The following is a 19,548-nucleotide window of genomic DNA, read 5'->3' on the forward strand; positions in this document are numbered from 1 at the left end:
CGATCCTTTTGAAAAATCTATTGATTGTACTTACGCTTATTCTTCTAATTTCCTGTAACTCTAATTCAGTAAAGAAGGATACGCAACAAGAAGGAATTACCATTCTAGAAGATGGTGCTAAAGTAGAGAACGCGGTAGAAGAAGTTCCCGAAAAGGTAGAAGATGCAGTCGAGAGTGTTGAGGAAACCAAAGAAACCAATGTAATCCCAGAAGAATATGAGGATATATTTGAGCCAACTCCATTTATAGCCAAGATTTTAGACCAATTAGGAGTATCATCCAGACAAGTATATGAGCAGTTTATAGTGCAGAAAGTAATGCCCTATGATACTAGTAGTACTATTGTGGTAATTCCTACGGTGGCAAGCCAAGAATATGATTGGGAAGTGTATGTATTGAACAGTTACGTATTGGTAGTAGATTCGGAAACCGCAGAGATCAAACAGCAGTTTTACGAAAAGAATAACTGGTATTCTGATGCTATTGAGATCCAAGAGATTGCTATTGATACAGCCAATTACACAGTTGCAGAGGGAAAACGAGCTTTTGGGATAATAGTTTATTATATAGGGTCTTCCAGACCAAATCCTATGAATTCTAAAACGCTGTCACTATTTATCCAAGAAGAGAATGCGTTGGTACGAATTTTAGATGCCTTCGAAATGCAATCCTTTGGGGGTGAGTGGGATGTAAAGTGTACTGGTGAGTTTATTCAAGTGGATAAGATTCTCGTAATGGATACCCATCAATACAATGGATTTTATGATATCAAAGTACGTATAGAAACTACGAATATCGAATCTTTTGAGAAGGGAGAAGATGATTGTGAGGAGAAAAAGACAATACGAAAATCAGAAAAATTACTAAGGTATTATGGTAGTTATCATTTGCATAATAAAACCTATTCCTTAGAAACCAAATCCTCTTGTGGTTTGGAAATCAAATTAGAAGGAGATCAATATTATCTAAAAACGAACAAAAGAGAGCATGCAGGAACCTTTGTAATTAAGGATGGTTATATCACTTTTAAAGAATTATTTGCTGATAATCCTAAAAGAGAGGTGCAAGGCAGCTATAGTGAAAATGAAATTGTGATACAAAACTATGGCAATGCTATGAATGAATTTACCGTTTTCGAAGAATGCGATCTGAAATATTTACGTTTGGTGTTAGAGGATTGATCTTTTTAATTTTTTATATAGGACTACCACATTTTGTAACACTATCCCAATAGCTATGAGGTGTTGAAGTTTTGGTATTGAAAAAAAAGAAAAAGAAGTCATAGCGATATAACTTCTAAAGTAACATAGTTTTACTTTAACTTTTATAAAAAGTCCCTGATCACAAATTTTTCTGTTTCGTTTCAAAACAGTTCTTATTTTTAAATAACTCTTCGTGATTTTAGTATAGTATAATACAAGTTTTGTACCGGCCTATCAAAAAGAATTTTAAAAATCAAGGCAGCAGTTTGGACTTGGGATGAAAAACTGTTTGAGCATAGCGAGTTTTTTTCATCCGTGGCTGGTGATGCCGTAGTATTTTCTTAAGTTCGTTTTGTAAGCCTAGACTTTTTTGTTTCTTTTTTTGGCAATGAAAAAAAGAAAAGGGATACCTAAATCAATTAAAAGAGGCAATATTTATATAACTTTTAAGAGAATATTTTTTTACTTACACTTTCATCAAAGCACTTATTTTTATCTAAAAAGGAATAATCTTTGTATATACCACCACCTAACCAAAGTTTTTGTCTAATGAATAAGGGAATTTTCATCATCATCATTTTATGCAGTATTCAATGTTTTGCTCAACAGCAAACATATGACGAATTGCTTCAGGATATAGAAAGGACAAGGAAATCAAAACAAATAGCCTATACCAATGCAGTTTCCGCAGAAGAAAAAAATACTATTATAACAGAAAGTAGAGTATATATTTATAATACTTTGACAGACAAGATATTTCCATTTTGGTATGGAACGCAGTGGGATTTTAATGGTCATACCAAAACGCCTAAAAAAGGAAAAATAGCTTGCGGTTATTTTATTACGACTACTTTAGAGGATATGGGATTCAATATTCCTAGATATAAATGGGCGCAATCTGCATCAGAAATATTTATCAAAAAGCTAGCAGGCAATGCTATCAAGCGTTTTACAAATGCATCAGTCAAAGATGTAGAGGAATATCTCTTACCAAAAGGTAATGGACTTTATCTAGTAGGATTGGATGATCATACGGGATATATTTTGGTAAAAGATCAGGAAGTTAGATTTATACATTCTAGTTATTACCAACCCGAAATTGGAGTCATGTCTGAAGCTTTAAATACAGAAAATCCTTTGAAATATTCCAAATATCGCATTATCGGAAAGTTGTTATCAGATACTATGATTATCAATTGGATAACTAATCTTCGGTATCAATAGAAAACTTTGTGTACTATATCTTTCATACAAGTAAGCTTTCTATATTTTAGTTGAGTATAATAGATGTAATCCATTCCCTTGTTCATTTCTTTTGCTTGTCCAAAAGAAACGAACCAAAGAAAAAGACACTTTTTCATAGGAATTTTTTAGCTTAGGCTAAAAACCATCCTGCAAACTCCGCGGCGCTACGCACCTGAATCTCGGAGCTTTGCCAGGATTATTCTTTTGAAAAAGAGTTTAGCTTAAAAAACCTTGGCATTAACATCAAACCTATACGTATTTGTTTTATTATTAGTTCATTATATATAGTTAGAAGCGAATAGCAATTTAATCCTTAAAAAAATTAAGGGAATCTTCCAACAAGAACAGTGGTTTTCAGGGGTGTTTTTTATGTAGGAAAACCGTTACTTTGAATATCAGCAACTAACAACACACATTATGCCTATTTTCGCCCTAAATGAACACCTTGAGCATTACCATACGTTAAAAAGCCAGTTCGTATCTCCTTACAACAAATCTGAAGTGTTGATGGAGGTAAATCTTTATAAAAAAGTAATCAATACCGGACTGATCCAGAATATCCAGAAAAAACCAGTTATTGAGTTTTATACCACTACCGATAAAAAAGAAATCCCAAGAAAACACTGGACATCACAAATGAAAAAGGCGGCATTGGCCTATATCAAAGAATACCCAATTCTAGATGCTGGAAAAACCTATTCATGGTTTAGTAAACTCGTTTTTTCTACAGCAGCTATTGGGATTTTGGCAGCAAGTGCTTTTATTTTTTACTTAGCTTTTTTTACCGGTCCACAAGCTAACAGTGCGATGGATGATTTTGTTTCCTTACCAGAAATAGGGGATAAGTACTATGGATTTATCCATCAGACTCTTGATGAAGATCAAACACCTTTTTTAGCGCATGGATGGATTAAAATTGTAGAAACCAATCCGAAGGATAGTACATGCAAGTATGTAACGAGTGCTAGTTTAGGGAATCTAACCTTTGATACTTTACAGGCTGAACATACCAATTTTTCTGCCCAATTGATTGAAGGAAAGTTTATCGCTGATAAATCTGCTCAGAAAATATCGATTGTTTCCCATGATAAGCGAATGAAATTTGACGCTCAGGTTATGAGTGATAATACGGATTATTATAAAATAACCTCGATCAAATAACTTTTCAAAACTAAAAACTCTTAAAAGCTTCAGCATCTTTCACCAACACCACAAAGTCATAGGCAAACAGGACTTTTTTAAAGGCATCGGAAAATCGATCTCCATAACCATATACTCGTAGCGGTTGTAGGTTTAGCACATAGTATTTTTGGTTTATAGTGGGAACTATTTTTTGTAACTCTTCAGGAAAATGTTTGATATTATCAAAAGGTACTACCGGATTGGGAGCAAATGGATTTCCGGTAGCAACTGTACCAGAGATTCCCATAACGAGATAGTGTAAAGATTTCTTGTCATTTACAATGGCTAGTTCATGTATCAGATTAGAGACATCATAAATATTAGTTCTTGTTAATCCTTTTGCTGCATGATTAGCACCTAGTTTAAAAATAACTTTGGGCAAAGTTTCTTTTCGTAAAGCTTGGTTATAATAGTTTATAAAATTTCGTTTCATTAACTGCCCACGTACATTATTGTTTTTGTAGTATTCTTTAGTAAGATTGTTATAGGCATAGATTTCTTTGGTTTTCCATAATTGCTTCAGGATTTCTTGTTCTTTAGGATCTGTAGCGATTTGTAATAATTCTTGATGTGTGGTTTCATCATATTTAAAAATATAGGTGTCATTGAAATTTTTATTCCCAATAGCTTGCGAGTAAGCTGCGTCAGCATCTTTTTGTAAAACAGCAAGTTTCGCTTTGAGTTTATCGTTACTAGTAGTACGTATCAGATGATCAAAGTTCATACGAAACTGTACCATAAATGTTTGATCAATTCCCCAGATGCTTCCTTTACGCTGTATCACATTCGTAAATAAGGTATAATCATCTTTATTATTATAAAATGGAATAGCAAATGGAAACTCTTTGTGTATAGCTATCGCAGCAGTTATAGGATCTTTGGAACCTGCTACTTTCTGAATGGTTTTGGCGGCAACCGCATCCGTCTCGATACATAGAGTTTTGTATCCAAAAGGTTGTGCAATGTTATAAAGAGCATTGGTGAATTCACCCACTTCTTTAATTCCATGCTGTTCCCCAATCATTACAAACTGACTATTCTCTAAATGCTTTTTGGTAAAAGAAACAAATGTGTTATCGGTGAGTTGTTCTACTTCAAAACTATAATCAGATAGTTCAACAGTTTTTTGAGGATACGCTAAAGAAAATGTGCAAAGGGCAAGTAATACAATAATTCTCATGTTCACGTTTTTAGATTGATGATTCAAAATTAGGAGGTTTCCTTTCTATTTTTTTTGAGAATTCTTTGAAAGTGGATATCTATTGTGTGAACTCTGATATTTGATCTATGAAACACCATATACGTATACTGAAGGGTTTTTAATTTTGCAGTAATCACCGCTTAAAGCAAGAATAGTCTTGCGGTATTCTAATGTAAATAGCTATTTTTAACTTGATTTAGCATATGTATATATGGAAAAACAACCACCAAAATTATCACTGCTTTGGAGATGCATGATCGTATTTATCATTGCTGCAGTAATGATGGGAATCATTTATATCGCTTCTAAATTTAAAGAACCACCAGGATTTAATTTCTTTTTTGAGGTGTTATGGATGTTTATCATATTTCTTTGTTTTGAAACCATAAGTCGCGCACAAAATTATGTAAGTAAACGTTCGGATTCTAATGTAATTCTACTAATAGGAGGTGTTGTAACTGGTACCATTACCTATACCATTTTGTTTTATTTATACAAATGGCTAGATCATTGGGTTTTGCATAGTGAGCCACCTTTATTACAACATATGGTTTTTTCTGTATTGATAGGAATTGCGATTTCGGTTATACTAGGCTTGATTCAATTGGCGTATAACTGGAAAAATCAGTATTACATTTCACAAATCCAAAATGAGAAGTTTAAAAAAGAAATCATCAAAGCTAATTTGTCGATCCTAAAGAATCAATTGGATCCACACTTTATGTTTAATAATTTTAATACGTTGTATTATTTGATCAATGAAGATAGTCAATTGGCTCAAAAATTCTTAAAAAACATTGCTGATGTATATCGTTACATTCTGCAACATAACGAGCAAGCTATGATTCCGATAGCACAAGAATATAAAATGGTAAAACAATACGTGTCATTAATTGAACAACGATATAAGAGTGCCTTACAAGTCCATGATACGGTGGATACCAGTTTATTTTCAGAAAAGAGTATTCCACCACTAGTATTACAGCAGTTAATAGAAAATGCAGTAAAGCACAATCGTATTGATGATCAAGCACCATTGCATATTTATTTTCAGGCGGATGATACTTATTTTACGGTAAAGAACAATCACAACCCAAAACAGCAGGTACATACTACAGGTACAGGTTTAGATAATATTACCAAACGATATGATTTTTTAACAGATAAAGAAGTGTTGATTTCTCGAACGGATGACGAGTTTAGTGTTTCTGTACCCCTAATTTTTAGTACGAATGGATCCAATTAAAACGGTAATCATTGAAGATGAATCGACAGCGAGAGATCACTTGGTGAAACTGATTTCTCAGTTGGATACAGATATTGTAGTAACTACTATGCTTGCCACGGTACAAGATAGTGTAGAATGGCTTAAGAATCATGAGCATCCAGATTTGATTTTCATGGATATTCAGCTATCTGATGGACTTTCTTTTGAAATCCTAGACGCTGTGTCTATTGCTGTTCCTATTATCTTTATTACTGCGTATGATGCCTATGCGGTTAAAGCATTTAAAACCACAGGAATTGATTATTTATTAAAACCTCTGAGTTTAGAAGATTTGCAACAGGCGATACAACAGTACCAACAGCAGCATACCTATCAAGAAGAACGAGTTTTACGACATGTCGATATTACACAATTGTTAAAACAACCGAATGCACCTCAATACAAAGAACGTTTCTTATTGCGATCAGGAACTAGTATGATTCCTGTGACAACAAAGGATATCGCATATTTTTATAGAGACGAATTGGTATTTGCTAAGTTGTGGGATAATCAGTTGTTTCCTTTAGATGATTCCTTACAGCAATTACAATCGGTATTAGACCCAAGAATATTTGTACGGTTGAATAGGCAATTATTAGTAAATATCCAGGCGATTGATAAATTGGTTCCTGCAAAACCCGGACAAGTGAGTGTCATCCTTCATCCACCTTTTGATACTGAAATTCAATTAAGCCCAGAACGATCCCGTTGGCTTAAACAAGTGCTGGATGGGAATTGGTAGGCTTGATTTTCAGCTCTCGCCAGTGTTCGAACCCTGAAGTTCACATTGAGCCTGTCGAAATGTTCCCGAAGGGTGAATTTACAGAGTTTTGAGATAAATATTAAGCTTACCGGGCTTCGAGATGGATGCTGAGCCTGTCGAAGTACAGCCCTCGGATAGATTCGAACCCTGAGGTGTCACATTGAGCTTGTCGAAATGTTCTCGAAGGGTGAATTCACAATATTTTGATGCCTTTACTAAGCTTACTGGGCTTCGAGACCCTCAGCCCTCGAGTTGATTCGAACACTGAGCGAAGCCGAAGTGTTAGCTGCCACAACGCCAGTATATTCCTCACAAACCAAATCACAGCTGTCAGTATCTATCTAGTGAGTAAGCGTTAATACAGGAATTCAAAATGTATGAGTCTACAAAGAAAGCGTTTTCAAAGTCTTGTTTTATAAGGCTTTACTCCAACGTCAGGCTGTCAGTATATGTTTTTGGTATTGAAAAATCGGTAATAATTTTCAGAAAGTGTTAAAAATTAATTGGTTAAGATTTAATTTTAACAGAAGATTATCAATACAAAGACTCAAATACAAAATTATCGGTATTGTAATTGACCCTATAGCTACTCAAATGAATGTTAAACTCAATCTGGATGTGTTTATGTAGAGTTTTAGATATTGTTTGTACAGTGAGCTTGTTAGACATTGTCGAAGGGTGAGGCTCTCGGACCCTGGTGAAACACCTAGTTTGTCGGACTTCGAGATGGATGCTGAGCCTGTCGAAGTACAGCCCTCGGAATCGAACACTGAGCGAAGCCGAAGTGTAAGTTTCCTTCATAAGGCGTACATGTGTCGAAATGTTCTCTAAGGGTAAGCTTGTGAAGCATTAGTCTTCTACAGACTGCCAATTGATATTTAATTCAATAATAAACATCCAGATTACTAAAACAAATGAAGTATGAGTAATGTATTAAACAACCGATTATCGGTAACCGTAGATCCAGCAGTGATCACAGAAGTAAAAAACAGAATTGAAGAAATCAATACACTGTTGCCATTTTTAACGGGATTAACTAAGGAGGAACGGATCACGCTCCCAAAGATCAATCGTAGTAACAAGATTTTTGTAGAAGATACCTTGGATAGTATGCGGCAAAACGGAGATATCCTTCCTGCTTTTATTAATGTGGAAGAGTTAGAAAAGGATTATGGTTTGTATAACGAGTTGAAGGTATTGGCATTAGAGTTGGCAGAACTCTCAGAAAAGATAAATGATACCCGTATCCTTGCCGGATCCGAAGCCTATAGTACCTCTTTATTAGCATATAAGATGTTTGGAGTCGCCGCTAATAGTGGGGTAGCAGGAGCAGAGTCACTGTACAGTAGACTACGAGAACGATTTGTAAATTCTGGAAGTAGCAGCACAGAAGATGATATCCCAGATGAAACGGATCAGAATCCGGATGCGGCGTAAGGAGACTTCGAACCCTGAGGTACTCGAAGGGTGAGCTTCCTCCATAGGCGGACACGTGTCGAAGTGTTGTCGGGTTTCGAGAGCCTCAACCCTCGGATAGGTTCGGACCCTGAGGTGTCACACTGAGCTTGTCGAAGTGCTACTCGAAGAGTGAGTAATTCGGGCTTCGAGTACCTCAGCCCACTAAACCCCTAATCATTAATACTAATGGTTAGGGGTGTTTTTTTACCCAGTAGTGGGTATGTTTTTGCACTTCTTTCGAGCGTATTTTTATCCACATAATACAGAATGTAACTATGATATATAGAGATAGGAGAAAACTGATTTCTCCCCAGATAAAGTATTTTTTCTGCTTCTATAATTCAAAAAAAAATATAAAGCCCCCATATCCAAGAGATGTTTTGGTATGGGTTTTTTATTGACTAAAACAAATCAACTATGAGAATTAAATTATTTTTATTAATCGCTTTAATGTTCACTAGTCTAAGCTGTGATGATAATTTAGGAACATTAGATTTTGAACAAAATCAAGAAAAAGAATTTGCTGTTTTTTTACCAAACATTGGAACATTTGATTTTAAACAACAGTTTGCCACAACATCTTCTTCTGGAGGTATAACCACCTTACTTAAGGTAAATTCGACCAATTATATAAATGGTTCTATTCGCTATGAAATTATAAACTTTAAAGATGCCACGAGATCTTTTGAGAATATAGAGTTTATTACGAATGACGAAATACCTTTTAATACTGGAGATTACACCGAATTATTTGATGGAAGCGGAGTTCTACTGGATACCGATAATACCTATATAAGCGTAATCGAATTGCCCAACAATCAAAATGATCTTGCAGGACGCTATGAAGGCACAGGACAGATTGTTACTATTTCAACTCAGGATACTATAATAAAACCAGTATTTAATATATATGGGAATATCAATACCAATAATCAGATATTATTACTCCCATTAGAAAATACTCCCGAATTCAAATCTTTAACAGGAACATATTTAGCTACAGGGGAATTTACTGGAACTTCTATCAATGGTGAAACAATGGGATCAGTAGATAATATAGGATCTGAGGCATTTATGCTAACGAACTCACAATTATCAGATACGTTAAATCTAACCATTAATAATGAAACTAAAAAGTTAGTACTCCAATTGACACAACAACAATAGGACTCTTCATTAAAATATATTCAAAATGAAAAATCAACTCATTCTTGCCGTACTATTTACTATCATTACGGTAACTGGAAATGCTCAGAAAAAAATTATAGGAACGAACATAGAAGGAACTAATTTGTTTATTTCGGCAGAAGCCGAAACCATTTCAAAAGTGACTTTTAAAATAAAGAAGAATATCAATGAAAGTATAGAAGAAATTCCAGAGTTTACATTAAATCCTTTTACCAAGTATAGTTTTAAAGTAGAAATAAATTCGATCTTTAAAAAGTTAAAAGATAGTATTGATGTTTTAGAGCTTAAAAAGAAAGGATTAGAAATTGAAAAAGAATTCGAAAACGTATTAAAAAGTACTATCGAATCTAAGGAAGGTACACCTTCATATTATCAGAATAAAACAAAACTAAATAGTCAAATAGATAATCTTTATACCTATTTTAATTCGCAGTTAGTATTGATTTTTAAGTATGACAATGAACCTATTGCAGGTAGATTACATTATAATACAGATGTTAAAAGAATACAATATTTTCCTAATAATAGTTACGAGACCTATTTCAATAATAGGACAAGAAATCACCATCGCCTCATTAAGGAATTATATTTGATCCGTAAAAATTACAAAGAAGCAAAAGAAACTCTAGATATTGAAAAGTTGAATGATTCAAAAGCCCTTAACGCTAATTCAAATGAAGAAGTTGATTTAAATAATACAGTAAATATTGATTCACAATGTAATGGAAGTGGAAAGAGAAGTGAAAATCACAAAAATCTAATAAGTGATTATATCAATAAAATCCGATCCCATTTCTCTTCTGAATCAAGAGAATATAGAGCAAGATACATACAAGAACCAAATTTATTTCTATGTAGATATGGCGATATCATAAATAGTTTTAGGGATTACAACAGAAATAAACGAATGGAACTTATAAAAGAGAGATTGTTGCTTTATAAAAATCAGGAGATTTATGATCAAATAGAATCATCTATTAAGCCTTATGAGAAATTTAAAGGAGAATTAAGTAAAACTAGAAGTCTAATCCAAAAACTTAAAGATTTAATGGATTTACTGAATAGAAAAGAAAAAATTATAGAATATATAACTGATGAGAATAAATCTATTGAAGATGAAATTAAAATGTTAAGTAGACGGATTACAAATATTAAAAATAATGTGGACGGATATGAAATCTCTTTTAATAATTTTATTCAAGCAAAAGACGATTTAAAGGGTAAGAATATTAAGATTGAGAATGCTCTTGATGATAGTGTTATTAAAACATACCCTGATCTAATGGAAATACAGAATGATTATTTTAGAAATCTTAAAAAGTTTAAAAACTTAGAATCAGATTTAATTACATTAAGATTAGAAAGAGATAGTGATGGAAGAAATTACCTAGAAAAAGAAAGAGAAAATGTTCAAAGAACTATGAATACTTTGTTATTAGAGATTAAAGAAATGTATAATCAATTTTATTTAAATGATTTGGATATTAATGAAATTAACAAAGAAGAAATTAGTGATATTCTATCAACACTAAAAAAAGGAGAAAAAGAAATTAGTGAAAAGTATAAAAAACTAAGAAATAATATTTTATCAGAATTAAAGAAAGCACCTTTATGGGAATTTAGCGCAAAAGATATTCAATTAGACATCAATGATGGATTTGTAGAACATATTGTTGTTCTAGGTAATATTACAGTGCCTACGAGAGATAATGATCAACTTAAATATTTTAATACGATTATTGAGGAAGTTTTAGAATCAAGTCCTGATACAGAAATTAATACCGGGAAAGAGTTAAAGTTTGTAAATCAATTTCCCTACGGATTTAGTTCTTCCAAAGATTTTGATGATTTCAAGCAGTACAAGTTGTACGTATATAATGGAAAACACAAACAGTTTGAGATGAAATTAGAGTATTTATTCCCCAATTACATCCAAACTCTACAAAACGATAGATTAGATTTTAGCCCCAGAGATCAGGTAGTGAAATTACCAATAGATTCTGATACTCAAGGTTCTAAAGAATTGAAAAAAGATAAAAGTTCTAAGTTATTTAGTTTAAGCGCATATTCAGATTTTAATGGTTTAAAAGAAACTGATCCAAATGGAGTCATTCAGTTTGAAGTTAATAAATTAATACCTTTATATACCAAACGAAGAACTTCGTTGTTCGGAGAGCGCTATATCAATAGAGGTTTCAATTATGGATATCTTAATTATATCAATCCTCAATTTCGTTGGTCTCGATTAAATGCTAATAATGATGACAAAAATTTAACCTTGTCTTATCTTCCAGTATTTAATGGTACAAGCACAGATTCTTTATCTTATGTAACCCAGTTAGATTTGCTAAGACATGAAAATATAAGTGTTGGTGCAGATCTCAATATCTTCTCATTCGACCTTCCAACTTCCAAAATGCGACTGGAAGTAAATGCCAGTGGTCGATATGCCAGAACTAGAGTGTTAGATACCAGAGGAAGACCTGTCAATGGTCAGAATGCTAATAACGAAACTATCTCTAATATTGTGCAAACTTTTAATTTGAATACTTGGAGATTTTATCCAGAATTCATTCTCCGATTACGACCAGAAGAACGGTATGGAGCGAATTTGGCATTACGTCCCATACGATTTAATACAGTGACAGATGGTTTTTCTAACATTAGTTCGGAAGAGGCCTTTACCTCCAATTTATCAGATGATAAACAATGGTTGCATCAGGTGGAAATCAATGCTCATTTTTCACCTTCGGGAAGAAAAGACGATCGTTTCTTTTTTAGATATCGATATACCAATACTTCTACCTGGGAATATAATGGATTTAGTGAGATACAAGTAGGGTATTCAATGTCCTTGAAGTTTTAGAGAGCTAGTAATAACTTGTTTAAATATTATTGAACTTGTTCTTTTTCCGACTTTGAGATGTATGCTGTCCCGATAGCTATCTAAAGTCGAAGTGCTACTCGAAGGATGAACTTATGGGGTTTCGAGATCCTCAGTCCTCGGATTAGTTCGAACCCTGAGGTACTCGAAGGGTGAGGTTTCGCACTATCCCGATAGCTATCGGGAGTGGAAGTACAGCCTGCAACACCCCTAATCATTAAGAATAATGGTTAGGGGTGTTTGTTTTACCCAGTAGTGGGTATGTTTTTATGCTTCTTTCAAGAGTACTTTTATCATTATAAGATATGATAGTACTCATCATAAAAAAAGATCTTATTACAAGTCAATATTAAATTTTAAAAAAAAGATTATGTCAAATGATTTAACAATTATTCGAAAAAAAAGAGCTTTTAACTCAATGTTAGATTTATTGAAAAATTATTCAACTCAAAATGAACATGGTGAAATTACAATGAAACCGGCTAGCTTTTCATTTTATAAAACCAGAGATGCTATTTTGAGATTAAGTGATTTACATAATAAATCATTAGGTAAGCGTACAATTGTGAACTTAGATGATTTGGCAGATTATGAAGCGAGTAAATTATACCGAAACTTGAATAATTCTTTGAATATTCAATTAGTAATGAAAAGTAAAGAGCATACCATAAATTTCGTCAAAGAACTATCAGCAGTATCTTCTGCTATTGATAGCTTAAATGGATTAGAATCTATTTCGCTTACTGCTATTTCACGATTAAAAAAATACAATAGCTTAAACACGGAAGCACAGAATATCATGGCAAGATTTAATAATTTTCAATTAGGTCAAGGCTTTGCTGCTGGTCATAGTTCAAGTTTCTATTTTAATTCAATGAGCAACACTTGGATGGATTTCACTTACGAAAACTTATTTAACGAAGGAGATTCATTATCCAATCTAAGTAATGATTGGAATGAATTAGGGAGAGCCAGTTCTAAATCTGACTGTATTAATAAATATAAATTGATGTTAGGAGTAGGCAGTGCTGCTGCCGGCACGGTGCTTGGAGGAGTAAGCGGTGGTTTATTAGGTAGTGCTGCAGGACCTGCTGGAACAGTTGGAGGGGCAATTGCAGGTGCCGGTTCAGGATTTAGTGGAGGATATGCTATAGGCAGTATGATTGGAGAGGATTTTGGAGAGGTTTTTTGCAAAAAAGAAGATAACCAAAACGATAATGGAACACAGAATAATAATAATTCCAACAACAGCAACAACAGTAATGATGAGTCTAACATAGATGAAGAACAACTAGAAGAGGCTAAAAGACAAGCGGAAGAAGAAAGAAAAAAGAAAGGATGTTCTGTAAACCCAGATATGGATGACATGTATTTTGGATCCCAAATGAGAAGATTAAAAGGAACGATAGATACATATTATCCAACAGGTATTGGACTACATAAATACATTGAAAAAAATGTAAATGGATTTTTCGAGTTAAAAGGAATACCAGAAATTCATCAATCAAATTCCATAAATAATAAATTTCATTTAGAATTTGGCTTTTTAAAATCTATTCCTAATTTAAAACAAACCATTAATGAATTTGTTCTGGATAAACCTATTTCATTTTCTGGTCAAATTTATAATAATGGAGGTTTGAATTTAGGCCAAATTGAAGGTAATTTAGGAACTATAATACTTGAAAATGGAACTCCTTTATTGAACAATGGGGAAGAAGTTCTTTTAAAATTGAAAAACAAAGTCGATCAATTAGAGGAAGCTGATTTGAACCAAGAGTTACCTGAAGGGCATACACCCAAAGTTGCTTTTAGTTATGTGATTGATAGACCTGAAATAGATAATGAACTTGAAGAGAATCATACAATGCATGTAATATTTATTCATTCGCCTACGCTGAGAAAACAATTAGGGAATACTATTATAGTCTCCGAACTGGGATTACAGCAAGCTTTAGAAGATCTAGAAAAAATGGAACGATTATCTCTTCAGATTGATACAATCACCAATTGGGGAAATATTGATATGTACCAATAATCTACATAGGTTACAGATTATTTGAAACACCTCTAATCATGGGCAATAATGGTTAGGGGTGTTGATTTCAAGGGTTAAAAGTTAATAGTAATTTTTAGTCCTTTTCATAATTACACAATACTCTGCCATATTGTTTTTCCGCTTTGCGTTTGCATATTTTACGTATAGAATCTTTACAACGACTTAGACCTCTACAGTCTTTATCATAGTGATATGTTTGGCTGTTTGTACTATTACAGATATAAACTTCTACTTCGCATTTAGTTTTTTTCTTTTCCTGATCTAAGTTATCATCTTTGGAACGCTTTGACCAAATACCAATATTCTTCTGCTTAGCTATGATTTCTAAAGCATGATAGTTAACATCAGTAGAATATTTTTTGAAGTGAATTGCATATCCATTAGCTACCAATTCTTTGTTAAGTACTTTATCTTTGTATTTGATTTCTGCTATGAGTCTACGATATCTATCATAACGACCTTTGGATATTACTGTTACTTTTTTACCAAAACAAAAATCAGAAGTAAATTGTTTTGCTTTTTGCCAATAGTCTTGTTTTTTCTCTGGGCAGTCAATATGTTCCAACCTTATGACTATAGGTTCATTATTGTATAAAACTTCGATAGTATCTCCATCTTTGATACCTATAACTTTTGCTTCAAACTGTTTTGGTAATTTGTTAACAACAGTAAATGCGGTTAGCGTAATAAATGATATAATAATGCGTAAATAATTTCCCATAGGCTTTTCTTTTTCAATGTATTAAAGTAATAAATTTATACATCAATTGCATAGACTACGATCTACATAGGTTTTATTGCCATTAGAATTGATATAATAGCATCCTCCTCTAGAACCTCGGATATACTTTCTATTAGGTTTGACACTATATCGTTTCTTTTTAGTGGTACTATTATTAATAGAATTATAATACGAGCTTTTTGAATTGTAATTAACAGATTTTGTTAAGTATTGCGTATTTGAAGTAGAATTTGTAGTATTTCCAAGCTCCTGATCAATAGCATCTATTCTTTTTTGAATTTCTCTTACCTGTTTTAATAGTTCCTCACGTTGCTTTACCAATTCTTCTTTCAGATACAATTTGGTTTCTATGCTTTGGGAATTACACTGATAAGAGGCAGTAATTATTAAGGTTATTAGTATGAGTCTTTTCATAGGATTTTATTTTATTCTCTCGAAGTAATTATACTTTCATAATAATCTATAGTTTGAAGTAATTTCTCTTCAAAACCATAGATACTATCAATTGATTCAATTTGTTCCTTATGAACATTTTTGTTTTCATCAAATAGACTTATATATTTTTTAGTTCCGTCTAGATGCAATCTGCAAATAGGTTTTCTATTATTATCATCTAATAGAATTCCGAAGTAGGATTGCGTATCTCGATGTACAATTCTTTCTACCGCTATTTTTCGACGCAGAATTGCCACAACTATTCTAAAACCTTCTAATTCTTCTTCTGTAGTAACAATCTTGCTTACTTCTTCTTCATTTTCTAATATTTCTTCGTGTTGTTTCTCGGCCTCTTTATTTAATGCCGAGTTTAAGCGATCATTCACCTTTTCGCTAATGGTTTGATTAAATGCTTTATGCACTAATTCAGAGAATTCATCCATTACTCGTTCGGTAAGCCTTCCAGAATATACCTGATTGGCAAATAGCCTCACAAAGTCATAAGAAGATTCTTGTAATTCAGAATTGATAAGCTTTTTGATTTCCTTAGTGTATTTTAGGGAACTTGCGTTATCTACTATTTTATCTACATCAAAATTCGATTTATGGAACTTAGCTATCTCGGGTATTGTATTCTCCTTCAGACTTGTGATATCGAATTCTAGAAAAGGTTTTATATCCATTTTATTGGCCCTCTCCAGATCTGTATAGAATCGATATTCAATACCGTTGGTTAGTAATGCAAAGCGTGTATGCGTAACATGAAAATACCTCGATAACTGTGAGTTGTGGACATCAAGATCTTCTTTCCAATTTTTACATTCTATGATTAGTACAGGGTTTTCATTCTGAAATATGGCATAATCTACCTTTTTGCCTTTTTTAAGACCTAAATCTGCTGTAAATTCCGGTACGACTTCGGTTGGATCAAAGCTATCATATCCTAAGAGATTGATAAAAGGTAATACAAACGCGTGTTTGGTAGATTCTTCGGTTTCTATTTTGTCCTTAAGCTGCTCAATCTTATCGGCTAGGGCTTTGAATTGATTTTGTAGTTCTATCATGTTTTTATTTTAATCATTATAATAATACTTTGGAAATGTCCATCCGTACTCAAGACCTTCGGATGATATAGAATCAATAATTTGCTCCTTTATTTTTAATTGTTTAGAAAGCTCGTTTTTATATTGTTTTACTAGTTTTCTATTTAATTGAAGATTTTTTTGACTATTAGACCTTACAGTTTTCGAATCATCTAATGGATACTTTATATCAGCAAGCTTTTGAGCTTTATCTTCATATTTTATTATTAAGTTCCATATTTCCTTACGCACGTTTTCGTTGAGCCCAAACTTAGTTTCTGGTTTTGAATTTGCATATTTTAATTGTGATTCATTTATACTTATTTTGGGAATAGATTGAGTATAACTTTTACTTAACATTCCAATCCATTGAGCCATTCCAGAATTTGCTTTGTCTTTGGACAGGTAAGCATAAATTCCTATAGTTATCGGAACTCCTATCTCGTTTGATTTGTTACGATAAATTGTAGTTAACAAATCCCGTACTTTGCTTTCCGTAACGTCATTGTCTGATATGACTAGATTTATAATAACTTTTTTTGAAGAAGCTGTGTTTGGTAGTATTTTTTTGTTTAATGTTTTGTAGTTTAGAATCGTAGTTTCCGATATTTCCTTATTCATTGTTACAGGTTTCTCGTTTAATATTTTGACAACTTCATTTTTTTTAGGTGAAGAACAATAAAGTGTTGTAAAAGCAACAATTATGATTAGTATTATTTTTTTCATAAGTTTTACTAGATATTAGAATAAAGTTCACCTCTTTTTCCTTCGATTTCTGCAAGTTTCAAATGGGCATTTTTTATTTTTTTTCTTCGATTACTTTCTTTAGAAAAGGTAAGTATACCTTCCAATAATAGATAGGACCTAGTTAAAGGCCAAGTGCAGGTTAGTATATCTGCTATGTTGGCAAGAACTGTATTAGTCATCGATTTTTGTTTACCTCTTGCATAGTTACCCATCCAGATGATATTGAAACCAACATATTCAAAGAAACCTATTAATTTAATTTTATCTGCCTCCTCTAAATGTTCCATTTTTCTAAATTGACACCCTTTTGAGGATAATTGTAAAGCTTTTTGAAATAATGTATTTGTTTTTTCTACAATCTTAGTAAGTTGATTAATTTCCTTTTCAAAAGAGGTTTCATCAATTTCTAGAAGATCGCAAATGTCATCTACTTTACTATTAAACCTCTGCATCATTTCAAAGAGTATTTCCGATTCATAAGTATCTAAATATCCATCAGAGAGGAATTCATTGACTTTGTTCTTTATTATAGTATATACTCCTGAAATCTTAGCTATTAAAGTACTTGGTCTATGACCAGTTTGGAAATCAATTGCCTTTTCAAATTCAGTTTTAGAACTTAAAGAATTGTGGACTGTTTTTCTAATACCTGTTACCCTCCGGTAAGGAGCAGCATGACTATCTTTAAAAAGAGAATTGCTTACTACTTTACCAACATCTCTACCTACTTGATTTATAGCGCTTTTTAAAAAACTCATATTCAACTAGTATGACATTCATATGAACAGTGATAACACCCATTAACCTTTCTATAATATTCTTTGGCTTTTCTTACCGCAGATTTGCAACTGGTATGTTCTCCTAAATAGATTCTATTTTCTAGATTAGGTAGCCAAGGACATCCATATTTATGGACTTCGTGGTCACCATTTGTCTGAGCATTTTTATTTACATAATATCTAGGCATTATTTGAAATTTTAAGATTAATACTCCTCAAACTTACGAGTACTCAAAACCAATTCCTTGTGGTTTTCCACAGTGATGGATATGTTTTAAAAAAAAGACCCATTAGGTTCTATGAACCCAACAGGTCAGTTTAAAAGCTCATTACCCCAAAACAAGCTTTATGTTTGATTCCAATATTATAAAGTTAGATCTTCTATTTCTGCATCTGGCGCATTATTTTTAACAGACTCGATTCCATTTTTACATCCTTGTTTAGAAGCATATCCTTCACTAGTAGCAATGATTTCTCCATTGCCAGCACGAAGGTTGAATTGAAATTCGCCGTTTGTTCTTTTTTTGATCTCAAATTTTGGATTTGCCATGATATTAGGTTTATATATTAATACATAACAAACCTAATTTTAATAGAGAAGAGTTCTTTGTGGAATTCCACAAGAGAAAGAAAATTTAAGATATCAATCCCATTCCATCTACTAGGTGGATTAATTGAATGGTGGTTTTGGCATCAAACTCCTGGCGTAGTTTTCGGATTTTGTCTTCAATAGATCGTTTACTATTGGGTTCGATACCTTTTTCTATAAAATGAAGACTGATTTCGTCCTGCTTATAACCGTTTGCCAACAGCTTTAGCAATTGAACCTCGTAAGAATCTAATTGTGTAACATTACTTTGATGTAATGCATGCTTAGATACAGGACAAGTGTAGGTATTGCCAAAATGTACTTGTGAAATGGCTTTTTTTAATTCGGATAATCCATAAAGGCCTTTGCAAACATATCCATCAATGTTATAATTGTCGAAAAGAGATTTGATAATAGCAGGTTTATCTTCACCGCTAAAGACAATAACCTTAATATCTGGCTGAACATTTTTTACCTGATGGATCAATTCTTTTCCAGTTGTAATGTTATGAGATATTCGAGTATCTAGATTAAAGGAGAGATCACTAATCAATAAGTCATAAGGTTTTTCTTTGATAATCGCTTCTTTGATTCTTGATAAGGTTTTATCACAAGATTGGTTGGTTTCGGCTTCTGTTTGAGTAAGTACATTAATGGACGAAACTATACCCAAATTTTCACTGTCAATATCCTCTGCAATAATAATTCTCTTAAACATAGTTTTT

Annotated in this window: 18 protein-coding genes; 9 read left to right on the forward strand and 9 right to left on the reverse strand. The window is 32.8% G+C overall.

Annotated features, from left to right (window positions below; all coding sequences use genetic code 11):
• The first annotated feature begins 8 nt into the window (after window positions 1–8).
• From GBO31_RS16015 to GBO31_RS16025, 3 genes are all read left to right on the forward strand, one after another.
• Complete coding sequence (locus GBO31_RS16015) at window positions 9–1,181, forward strand: hypothetical protein (RefSeq protein WP_219009368.1); 1,173 nt, start codon at window positions 9–11, stop codon at window positions 1,179–1,181.
• 570 nt (window positions 1,182–1,751) lie between these two features.
• A complete protein-coding gene (locus GBO31_RS16020; protein WP_219009369.1) occupies window positions 1,752–2,426 on the forward strand; it encodes a hypothetical protein in 675 nt (224 codons plus the stop codon).
• Between the two features lie 438 nt (window positions 2,427–2,864).
• A complete protein-coding gene (locus GBO31_RS16025) occupies window positions 2,865–3,608 on the forward strand; it encodes a hypothetical protein (RefSeq protein ID WP_219009370.1) in 744 nt (247 codons plus the stop codon).
• A 10-nt stretch (window positions 3,609–3,618) separates the two neighbouring features.
• Here GBO31_RS16025 and GBO31_RS16030 read toward each other — a convergent pair whose 3' ends face one another.
• Entirely contained in the window at window positions 3,619–4,809 is a 1,191-nt protein-coding gene (locus tag GBO31_RS16030; protein ID WP_219009371.1) for a hypothetical protein, read from the reverse strand.
• A gap of 232 nt (window positions 4,810–5,041) precedes the next feature.
• On the opposite strand from GBO31_RS16030, the gene GBO31_RS16035 reads away from it, so the two are divergent.
• The 6 genes from GBO31_RS16035 to GBO31_RS16060 all read left to right on the forward strand — a co-directional run bounded on the left by GBO31_RS16035 (window position 5,042) and on the right by GBO31_RS16060 (window position 14,428).
• Window positions 5,042–6,076: a sensor histidine kinase gene (locus GBO31_RS16035; RefSeq protein WP_219009372.1), complete on the forward strand. Its 1,035-nt coding sequence runs from the start codon at window positions 5,042–5,044 to the stop codon at window positions 6,074–6,076.
• Window positions 6,063–6,839 (forward strand): LytR/AlgR family response regulator transcription factor, encoded by a 777-nt coding sequence (locus tag GBO31_RS16040; protein WP_219009373.1) that lies wholly within the window; start codon window positions 6,063–6,065, stop codon window positions 6,837–6,839. The genes GBO31_RS16035 and GBO31_RS16040 overlap by 14 nt, the downstream gene beginning before the upstream one ends.
• 942 nt (window positions 6,840–7,781) lie before the next feature.
• Window positions 7,782–8,297, forward strand: a complete 516-nt coding sequence (locus tag GBO31_RS16045; RefSeq protein WP_219009374.1) for a hypothetical protein — start codon at window positions 7,782–7,784, stop codon at window positions 8,295–8,297.
• Between the two features lie 438 nt (window positions 8,298–8,735).
• Window positions 8,736–9,485: a hypothetical protein gene (locus GBO31_RS16050; protein WP_219009375.1), complete on the forward strand. Its 750-nt coding sequence runs from the start codon at window positions 8,736–8,738 to the stop codon at window positions 9,483–9,485.
• A 25-nt stretch (window positions 9,486–9,510) separates the two neighbouring features.
• Complete coding sequence (locus GBO31_RS16055) at window positions 9,511–12,372, forward strand: hypothetical protein (protein WP_219009376.1); 2,862 nt, start codon at window positions 9,511–9,513, stop codon at window positions 12,370–12,372.
• A 388-nt stretch (window positions 12,373–12,760) separates the two neighbouring features.
• A complete protein-coding gene (locus GBO31_RS16060; protein ID WP_219009377.1) occupies window positions 12,761–14,428 on the forward strand; it encodes a hypothetical protein in 1,668 nt (555 codons plus the stop codon).
• Window positions 14,429–14,522: 94 nt separating this feature from the next.
• Here the strand turns inward: GBO31_RS16060 and GBO31_RS16065 are convergent, their stop codons facing one another.
• The 8 genes from GBO31_RS16065 to GBO31_RS16100 all read right to left on the reverse strand — a co-directional run bounded on the left by GBO31_RS16065 (window position 14,523) and on the right by GBO31_RS16100 (window position 19,541).
• Entirely contained in the window at window positions 14,523–15,170 is a 648-nt protein-coding gene (locus GBO31_RS16065; protein ID WP_219009378.1) for a thermonuclease family protein, read from the reverse strand.
• Window positions 15,171–15,212: 42 nt separating this feature from the next.
• Window positions 15,213–15,605, reverse strand: a complete 393-nt coding sequence (locus GBO31_RS16070; protein ID WP_219009379.1) for a hypothetical protein — start codon at window positions 15,603–15,605, stop codon at window positions 15,213–15,215.
• An 11-nt stretch (window positions 15,606–15,616) separates the two neighbouring features.
• Entirely contained in the window at window positions 15,617–16,690 is a 1,074-nt protein-coding gene (locus GBO31_RS16075) for a type I restriction endonuclease (protein WP_246615894.1), read from the reverse strand.
• Window positions 16,691–16,699: 9 nt separating this feature from the next.
• Entirely contained in the window at window positions 16,700–17,434 is a 735-nt protein-coding gene (locus GBO31_RS16080; protein ID WP_219009380.1) for a hypothetical protein, read from the reverse strand.
• 8 nt (window positions 17,435–17,442) lie between these two features.
• Window positions 17,443–18,213: a hypothetical protein gene (locus GBO31_RS16085; RefSeq protein WP_219009381.1), complete on the reverse strand. Its 771-nt coding sequence runs from the start codon at window positions 18,211–18,213 to the stop codon at window positions 17,443–17,445.
• 2 nt (window positions 18,214–18,215) lie between these two features.
• Window positions 18,216–18,422 (reverse strand): hypothetical protein, encoded by a 207-nt coding sequence (locus tag GBO31_RS16090; protein ID WP_219009382.1) that lies wholly within the window; start codon window positions 18,420–18,422, stop codon window positions 18,216–18,218.
• Between the two features lie 176 nt (window positions 18,423–18,598).
• On the reverse strand, window positions 18,599–18,784 hold the full coding sequence (locus GBO31_RS16095) for a DUF1508 domain-containing protein (protein ID WP_219009383.1): 186 nt from the start codon (window positions 18,782–18,784) through the stop codon (window positions 18,599–18,601).
• 85 nt (window positions 18,785–18,869) lie between these two features.
• A complete protein-coding gene (locus tag GBO31_RS16100; RefSeq protein WP_219009384.1) occupies window positions 18,870–19,541 on the reverse strand; it encodes a DNA-binding response regulator in 672 nt (223 codons plus the stop codon).
• Between the last annotated feature and the right edge of the window lie 7 nt (window positions 19,542–19,548).

It is taken from the genome of Aquimarina litoralis (genome assembly GCF_019295435.1).
Taxonomy (GTDB): domain Bacteria; phylum Bacteroidota; class Bacteroidia; order Flavobacteriales; family Flavobacteriaceae; genus Aquimarina; species Aquimarina litoralis_A.

Excerpts from the sequence above, each read along its gene's own strand:
- GBO31_RS16020 (WP_219009369.1), top strand. The coding sequence starts at position 1,752 with ATGAATAAGGGAATTTTCATCATCATCATTTTATGCAGTATTCAATGT.
- GBO31_RS16025 (WP_219009370.1), top strand. The coding sequence starts at position 2,865 with ATGCCTATTTTCGCCCTAAATGAACACCTTGAGCATTACCATACGTTA.
- GBO31_RS16055 (WP_219009376.1), top strand. The coding sequence starts at position 9,511 with ATGAAAAATCAACTCATTCTTGCCGTACTATTTACTATCATTACGGTA.
- GBO31_RS16030 (WP_219009371.1), bottom strand. The coding sequence starts at position 4,809 with ATGAGAATTATTGTATTACTTGCCCTTTGCACATTTTCTTTAGCGTAT.
- GBO31_RS16075 (WP_246615894.1), bottom strand. The coding sequence starts at position 16,690 with ATGATAGAACTACAAAATCAATTCAAAGCCCTAGCCGATAAGATTGAG.
- GBO31_RS16050 (WP_219009375.1), top strand. The coding sequence starts at position 8,736 with ATGAGAATTAAATTATTTTTATTAATCGCTTTAATGTTCACTAGTCTA.
- GBO31_RS16095 (WP_219009383.1), bottom strand. The coding sequence starts at position 18,784 with ATGGCAAATCCAAAATTTGAGATCAAAAAAAGAACAAACGGCGAATTT.
- GBO31_RS16040 (WP_219009373.1), top strand. The coding sequence starts at position 6,063 with ATGGATCCAATTAAAACGGTAATCATTGAAGATGAATCGACAGCGAGA.
- GBO31_RS16065 (WP_219009378.1), bottom strand. The coding sequence starts at position 15,170 with ATGGGAAATTATTTACGCATTATTATATCATTTATTACGCTAACCGCA.
- GBO31_RS16035 (WP_219009372.1), top strand. The coding sequence starts at position 5,042 with ATGGAAAAACAACCACCAAAATTATCACTGCTTTGGAGATGCATGATC.
- GBO31_RS16045 (WP_219009374.1), top strand. The coding sequence starts at position 7,782 with ATGAGTAATGTATTAAACAACCGATTATCGGTAACCGTAGATCCAGCA.
- GBO31_RS16085 (WP_219009381.1), bottom strand. The coding sequence starts at position 18,213 with ATGAGTTTTTTAAAAAGCGCTATAAATCAAGTAGGTAGAGATGTTGGT.
- GBO31_RS16060 (WP_219009377.1), top strand. The coding sequence starts at position 12,761 with ATGTCAAATGATTTAACAATTATTCGAAAAAAAAGAGCTTTTAACTCA.
- GBO31_RS16070 (WP_219009379.1), bottom strand. The coding sequence starts at position 15,605 with ATGAAAAGACTCATACTAATAACCTTAATAATTACTGCCTCTTATCAG.
- GBO31_RS16090 (WP_219009382.1), bottom strand. The coding sequence starts at position 18,422 with ATGCCTAGATATTATGTAAATAAAAATGCTCAGACAAATGGTGACCAC.
- GBO31_RS16100 (WP_219009384.1), bottom strand. The coding sequence starts at position 19,541 with ATGTTTAAGAGAATTATTATTGCAGAGGATATTGACAGTGAAAATTTG.
- GBO31_RS16080 (WP_219009380.1), bottom strand. The coding sequence starts at position 17,434 with ATGAAAAAAATAATACTAATCATAATTGTTGCTTTTACAACACTTTAT.